This is a genomic window from Lactobacillus sp. ESL0703, assembly GCF_029433435.1.
In the GTDB taxonomy this organism is placed as follows: domain Bacteria; phylum Bacillota; class Bacilli; order Lactobacillales; family Lactobacillaceae; genus Lactobacillus.
This window is the reverse complement of record NZ_JAQTIB010000004.1, coordinates 205,899-214,133: the sequence shown is the minus strand read 5'-3', so window position 1 is coordinate 214,133 and position 8,235 is coordinate 205,899. Positions and strand designations below refer to the sequence as shown.

At 35.2% G+C, this 8,235-nt stretch carries 4 protein-coding genes; all 4 read right to left on the bottom strand.

The window, feature by feature from the left end; translation table 11 throughout:
- On the bottom strand, positions 1-527 hold a 527-nt coding region (locus tag PT278_RS07215), incomplete at its 3' end, for a hypothetical protein (protein WP_277131292.1).
- Between the two features lie 669 nt (positions 528-1,196).
- Positions 1,197-4,892 (bottom strand): pectate lyase-like adhesive domain-containing protein, encoded by a 3,696-nt coding sequence (locus PT278_RS07210; RefSeq protein ID WP_277131290.1) that lies wholly within the window; start codon positions 4,890-4,892, stop codon positions 1,197-1,199.
- 283 nt (positions 4,893-5,175) lie between these two features.
- Entirely contained in the window at positions 5,176-6,729 is a 1,554-nt protein-coding gene (asp2, locus tag PT278_RS07205; protein WP_277131289.1) for an accessory Sec system protein Asp2, read from the bottom strand.
- Positions 6,726-8,234 carry an accessory Sec system glycosyltransferase Asp1 gene (gene asp1, locus PT278_RS07200; RefSeq protein ID WP_277131288.1) on the bottom strand — a complete coding sequence of 503 codons (1,509 nt, stop codon included), beginning with the start codon at positions 8,232-8,234 and terminating at the stop codon, positions 6,726-6,728. Before asp1 ends, asp2 begins: the two co-directional genes overlap by 4 nt.
- Position 8,235 lies beyond the last annotated feature (1 nt).

Here is an 8,235-nt window from a genome sequence, read left to right as displayed (position 1 = left end):
CTTACGGTTTCCTTAGTTTCTTTAGCTGCTTGCGATTGCACAACTTCTTGTGCCCGACTTGCTTGACTAGTTGCACTCGTTGAAGCTGATTCTGTCTTGACTGCCTGTGAACTAGCACCTGTTGTCTTAGTTTTAGCAGCTGAACTCTGCGCCTTTGTTTCGTCAGTTGTCTTCACTGCCTGACTTTGAGCAGCCTTAGTTTGTTTTTGGCTGACTGCTTCCGCATTACTATTGGAATTAATTGTTTCCTTAGTCTTCGTCGTGCTTAATTGGGTTGCACTTTGCGAAGCCGGAATTTCTGCCGAGTTGGCATTAACCAATAAATGTTCAAAACTACTTGTCTTGACCTTAGGCACTGTAGTTGCCGCATGAGCAACTTGCGGTGAACTCAATATTCCACCTAAAATACCACCGATTCCGGCAGTACTCGCAGCTAATAAATTACGTCTGAGTGCTCGTGCCTTGTCAATCTTCTCTTTCTCTACTATTTCCTTCTCTAACTTTTTCTTTTGATTTGAATCTACCATCTTACACACCTAACTTAATAATAGTTAACTTTAATTCATGACGGTTACCCGTTCTTTAGCACTAACTTACATTAATCCTAGTTAGACTTGAAGAAGTGGTTTAATTATTATCTCTAGTGACAATAATCAAACCACATTGTCTGTTATCTTTTTGATAACAATCACTTTTACTAAACACTTTTTATAAGCCACATATTAATGACCTAACTGTAACTATTATAATAATTAATTCAATAATTTCAATGCCTATTTTTACACAATTACTGCTCACAATAATAACAATAAAATTAAATAACTATTGTATACGAATAACTGATTATTTCGTTATATTTAACAATGTCTACTGAATAAACGGCAAAATTAAATAACATATATAAAAATATATGTAATCAACATTAAGATAAATAACATTGAAAATAATTTATTTTTTCTATACTTTTACCAAATATTAAATTAAAAATAGAAAAACCGCTTACGGATTAAAATCAATATAATCCTAAATTGAAAATATTCGTAAATTATATACAAACTATAATAAAATATATATTTCGCTTATACATAATTATCTACAAACCACTACAATTTTTCACTTAAGTCTGAATTCAAGCAAAAAAGCATTCTAAATTATAGTTTTAGAATGCTTTTTGCATTTTCTAGAACGAAATATTACTATTGATTATTTTCTGCAGTGGCAGCAGCAATAATTGCGTCTACTTTAGCCGAAAAATCATTATAAGCAGTAGTTATCTCCGTATCCGTTGTTGCCGCATTAACCGCTGAAATTCCTGCTGTTAAGGCATTAGTTAACTGTGACTGATACGTAGCTTTATGGGAAACTGTTAATTTAGTGAGTTTCATTAAACTAGTTCTGGCAGTAACCCATTTAGTCCTAACCTTAGTGGTCGTTTCATTCTTCAATTGAGTATTCAACTTGGCTGAAGAATAACTTGTAATTTTACTCTTACTATCTTGATATATTGTATTAAGCTTATCTGCATCGGTAGCCATAGTAATGCTCCGACCAGCCATATTAACAATATTATCAATCAGACCTTTTAAATCACTAGCATTAGTTATTTCCGGATGCTTATCCAATTCTGCTTTAGCATTAGCCCCTTGCTCTTTAAGTAAGCCATTTAACCAGGCCTTACATATATCAAGGACTTGATTGGTATATGTATCACGAGCTTGATTAATTGCTGAGTAATCCGTCTTAGCTTCTGTTCTTGTGCTACCACGTTGGCTATCAATAGATCCATCACCGATTTTAACTTTATCAGCAATCTGTTGACGAACACTTGTATCCGTAATATTTAATACCGTAATGCAGTTATTAGCATAGGCTTCAAGCTCAGACTTAGCAGCTTCATGGTTATAAACATCTAATGCTTGCGTATATTGATAGTTAATTGTATCAAAGTCGGTTGCATTATCAATGTAGTAAATAGCATCATCATGAGCCTTTTGAATCTTGTCTAAGTGTGGTGTTTGATCAGCTACACTTAATCCAGAACCCTTTACACGAGCTGTTGCACTATCCAAACCAGCATCAAGGTCTTTTTCAGTAGCAGCCTTCATCTGCTTCAAGTCCATGATATTACCAAGGTAAACAGTTGCCATCTTGTCTGGGATTTCAGGGTCATAACCAATGAAGTTAGCTTCTGGAGTTAAGTCAATTGCTGCACCACTGAATAATCCAGTTGTCCCTGCTGGAATTGTGATACTAAACGTACCATCTGGACTAGTCTTAGCACTATAAACATGATTTAAATCTGACAAGACATCATTAGTATTAGCATATGGGTCAGCTACTGGATTAGCAGGATCAGAAATAATTCCCGATTGTCCTCTAATTTGTGCTTTGACATAAGCATCTGTACCACAGTTCATTAACTTGCTAAACAAATTATCAGATTGTACCGGACCATCTGTAGCGTAATTAAAGTTATCTACTTTACCAGAAATTGTAATTGAGCCATTAGGATTTTGATGATATGATGCTTGACCTGGTACACCATTATCATCTTCAATATCCAAGAATCCACCCTCATTAGGTGATACCATTCTAATATTGTTATAGCCTGGGTTAGTTGGATCAGAGAACGCTGCAGAAATTATATCACTAAAGATTTGGTCATATGGTGTTTTGCTAGTAGCATAATTTTGCAATACAGCCATATAATTTTGACCAAATACTTTTTGGAATAATGCTACTAAAGATGCATTTTCTGGCTTAGCAAGATCAGTTTGAAGAGTTTGCAGCGTCTGAGTAGAAATTGTTTGCTTACCATTCAAAACCGAAATCTTATTTACACCAATTGTTTGTTTACCGCCAACAGTCTTCTTTTGAACATTCAAAACGTGGAATGGTGGTAAAGTAACTGGCTTCATTCCTGGATAAAGTGAACTAAAGTCAAATACCTGACGCACGTTTTTAATGTTAATTGCACTATCACCAATGATACTTGTGCCTGTAGCCGTATTCTTAGAAGCATTTAAGACTAATTCATTTGGGTTATTAACAGTTAAGGCAGCTGTACTTGAAACATCGAGTAAAGTAATCGGCTTGGTACCAGCACCATAAGCATTATCTCCCGGATGCTTAGGATCATCTTGCAATTCAATATGCAATGATCCGTTATTTAGGTCCGCTTTACCAGTAATGTAAACCAATGTACCGGAATAGTCTTGCATATTCTTACCGTATATATTAAGAGATGCGCCAGGACCAACTAATAAACTACCTTGATCAAAAATTAAACTTCCTGCTCTAGTAGCGCCACCAGTACTGTTGGAAATATCACCATTAGTATTAATGTCAATCGTACCATTATCGATCAACTTCGCATTATTACCAGTTTTACTGGTTAACATAATCGCTGCTGACCGGTGCATGTCTAAGCCACCAGTATAATCAGGTGTACCAACATTAATGGTCAATTTTGCCCGCTTATTAACCGTAACCGAGCCTTCACCGTTATTAACGAAGATTCCACTGGCTTTAATAGTATTTTGAGCAATATCAGCGTTAGTACCAGGATCTTTACGAGGATTCAGAGTTACATCTGCACCGCTATCAATTAAGATATTGTTTGTCTGTGGTCTACCACTAGCATCAGTAGTAGCACTACCCTGATCCAGTTCAAGCACGTTACCATCACTTGAAGAACCAACAAACTTACAATCCTTGGTGAAAATTAAGTTTTGTCCTGGTTGGTAAAGTTCAAATAATTGTTGACCACCACCATCACAAGTATATGTCTTACCATCAAGTGGTCCAACATATGATTGTACGGCATCAGCAGTAACCGTATTCTTAATATAAATATCACAATTCCGGCCACTATAAGTAACCTGTGAACCAACGAAGTCAATATTATCAAGAGTTAACTTACATGGTGTTGTAGTACCATCAACGGTATTATCAAGTCCGTAGTAACTTTGAGTATAAATACTCAAGTTACGATAAGTTAAATCAGTTGTACCCCGATTAGCAGCATCAGTTGAACCGTCATTAGGTCTAGGACCTGAATAGTGCAAATCAAGAATAAAGCGTTTATTCTTAGCTGGATCTGATTGAATTAAAATCTTACGCTCTGGGAAGTTAACATCTAACTTACCACCGGTATTATTAGAAGCAATATCATTTTCAAGATCAATTTCGCCAACTGTTGCATCTTGAAGTGCAGTAACAAATTCTTGCCAAGTAGTTACTTGTCTTACAGAACCAATAGCTTGAGAACCAACAGTTGGATCAGCTGCCTTAGTTACAGGAACATTAGCTTGATCAGTAACATCAGTTTTTGATGCAGCTATATCTGTTGCTTCAGTTGGCTTAGCAACTGCTGTAGTAGCTGCAGAATCTGTGGCTGCTGGTGCAGCAATGTCTACATTAGAATCAGAATCTGTTGAAGCTGTTGTTGTCTTAGCCTCTTTAGAATCATCTTGTGCTGAAACAGCAGTTGATTTAGTTGTAGTAGTAGCAGTTGATTCGTCTTGCTTAACATCAGCTGCCTGTTCTTTTACTGTTACTTGTTCTTGACTTGCGGTAGCAGTTTTAGCAGCTTTTTTATTATCTGATTTGTTATTCAAATAAGACGTTAAGCCTTTATAACTAGTAAGATCGGCCTTTTTAACTGCTTTATCAGTTGAATCGACCGTATTTTGATTAGTAGTAGCCTCATCTGTTTGTGCAGGTGTCACAATTGTATCAGCTTTAGTAGTCTGACTACCAAGACCCATAAATGTTACACCCAATAAAACAGATGTTGCACCCATGCTTAATTTTCTAATTGAAAAACGCTCATGTTTTGATTGCGATTCAGCTTTTCTACTTTTCGCATCAAAATTATTTTTCCCTACCATATTTTTCCTTTCCGTATAATGCACATAGCAAAATACTTCACACTTTTGTATTGATATATTCTAAATCATTCTGTTTAATATGTAAATATATTTTTATATATAAAAGCGCTATATAAAAATAACAAATTCAATATTTTTCATGCAGTAAATCTAGCAATATTTGTCAATAATCCTAATATTATAGGAAATAACGGATAACAAAATATTTATTAATAGCGAATTCATAGTAATTTGATATTTTTATAAAAAAATAAAGCGTATAGCATACGCTTTATAGTTGAAATTAAAATTTTTGACCATATTTACTTCTAAGAATATGATACAGCTGCTGCTCAAACCAAGCCGCAATTGAAGCACTATCATCATTATGCCGACCATAATAACCCTTAGAAATAACATGACGATCAGGATAATACTGTTGCAAAAAATCCTGCAATTTATTATATGCAAAACGATCATAATCATCATTGCGCATATAACCTAAAACAAAATCCGTCTTACTAAAGTCGCCCTCTTTAATTCGCTGCCACATAATATCATCTACTTTTTGACAAGCTTCATGGTCATTATTACCTTCAAGCATCAAAACCATATCAGTTGAACAGTGAAATTCATCGGGCCGATTAATTCGTAAATTTTCAGCGATTGTCCCTAAATCCATTAATGGCTTAGCAATTACAATATCTCCCGGACTAAGCAAAGCTCCATAATACATCGATGCATAAGTGCCCATTGAAATCCCAGATAACACAAGATCTTTAGTCTCAAAGTGCAGTTTAGCTAGACAGTCCTTAATTACTGTAAGAAGTTTATTTTCAACTTCTTCATCTCCCAGATAAAAAGTACCACCTTCAACCCGTAAATCAGAAATTAATAAATAAGGAACTCCTTTAGAATGCAACATTCCCCGAGCTTCAAAGGTTTCAGCAGAGTGATACCCAGCAAAATAAACTGTCAGCGGCGGCTGCATATTTCCCGGATTAAACAAATAGGCAATTTCACCATTGAGTGCGTTTCGATCAATAATCTTGTTACCGCCAAGATCCAAGAAGCCATATTTCCCCCGAGATCTGCGTTGATGCAACGTACCGATTCTCACATTTCCTTTTCCACGCACATAATAATAAATACTATAGAAAAATTTGGTTTCAATCCCCGTAATCTCAATTTCACCATTATCAGCAAGCAACTGCTCACCACTTTTAGAAATTGTCTTAATTAACTGTCTATCTGAATTGAAGCATTTAACTTCAACCATTAATTCTGCAGAACCTGTTGTCTGCATTTCAACTTTAAGAGTTGTCGCATAACGTTCAACAACAGATACACTATATGACAATTGACCTAAATATTGCCATTGACTGCCAAAATTTGCTTCAACATTAAAATAGCTATCACCATAATAAGTAATCCTATTTTGCAAATCTGAATTGAGCTCAAGCTGATCGATGCTTACCCGATAACCAACATCAACATTAAAAAAATAATGATTAACATCATCTGCCAAATTTGCTAGATTAATTTTATATGCGCCCCGTAATTGCAAGGCCTGTGAAATATTTACTGGTATTTCCGCATCATCACTATAAAGAATTCTATGTGCTGGCAATTGCATTAGCAGCTTTACATCTTTAAGCCATGGTGAAGTTTTATCAAGAAAGAAATACGCAAATAAATAATCATGATTAAACACATTATTTTTAAAAACTGGCGACAGCTTGTGCTTGTTAAGATTAACCGGATCAGCCCACATATATGAGCAGTCTGTTAAGGCATCTTCAAAATTTTCTAATGGTTGAGCCCCACTATGAAACAAATATGTCTTTTTTTTACTCATCCTTGCAGCACCCGCTTCCATTGATTAATAACCATCCTAAGCGACATTCGTTGAATTAATCGCACATTTTCAACTACAGCTACATTCCATTTATCAAGATTAGTCAAAAAGACTTCAACCGGTTTTTTGATTTCACCTTTTTGCTTAATCAAAAAGCCATTCTTGCCTTCTTTGATTAAATTATTACTTTGATAAACAATTTGAGGGATCCCTGTTTTTACTGCTTCAAGTTGTAATTCATAATTAGTCACTGGATCAGTATCAATAAAAATATGCGCCTGTCTTAAAATTGGTAATTTTTGCTCATAAGTTGCATTTTCTGGACAAGCAAAACGGTCAAGAGCTTCAATTTGGTCAACATCTAAATTAGTTGTATCAACTTCATCAAGTGAGTCAACATCATCTATCTCGTTAAGTTTATCCTTAAATCTAGCAACCCAATCAGCTGAAACAGCTTTAAAGAATGACGCATACTGTAAGTCAGCATCAGCCATGATTCTTAAATTTTCATTTTCTTTTAGCAAATCAATTAATTCACAAAAGCATTTCAGCAATTCATCATTACCAATCTGACCAACATGCCAATAAATAACCTGCTCCTCCTGTTCCATACTAGTACCTAGAGAAAAGTCATTAAAGTATGGCGGAATAATGTGCCATACGGGAACAAAATCAATGTCATTCTGCTTAAGTTTATCGAAAAAAAGATGAGCTAAAGTTTCATTTTCAAATAAATATTGGTCCTGCTGCACGACAATGTGATAATCCAGATTAGCAACCTGATTGTACTCAGTAAAATAATAATAAACTTGAGCTTGCAACAAAAAATGACGAAACGCCAAGCTTTCTTGGCTTGGCTCAATTAATAATTTTTGTTTACCCGTTAAATATGGTAATGCAAACTCACATTCAATTTCTGCTAAATTGGTATATTGTGATTTTTGAAAACGTGATTGCTGACGAGTTGGAATTGTTATCGTTAAATCCTCATTCTGCGTCATTACCAGATCACTTGTCGCATTAAACCATTCTTTACTAATCAACTGACCTTGTTCATTAAAATAGCTCCGGCTACTGCGAAAACCGCGCACATCATAGCGATCAACTATTTGACCAGCTTCTTCATAATAGGTTACCAGCTTCAATTCGCCGCTGCCACCCATAACAGCTTCCATGACCCTTGTTTGTTCATCAAACACTTCTACTTGCGTTCCTGATAAATAAATCAGGGTCTCTAGCTTATAGTCATCCGGAATATTAAGGTCCTTCAATGTTAATGGTGAGCCATCCGTTTCAATTCCACGAATTTCATCAAACAAATAAATTACCTTAGGCTTAGTGCCCATAAAATTCGCCAAAAATTGATCCGTTTCATCATCAAGAAGCAACAATTGATTATCGACATTTTCTTCTTGTAAACGTGCAGATAAGCTTATCAAAGTATTTTCTTGATAAAATTTGTTTTTAGTATGTAAATCAGGAATCAGTGTCAACATTTCTATCATC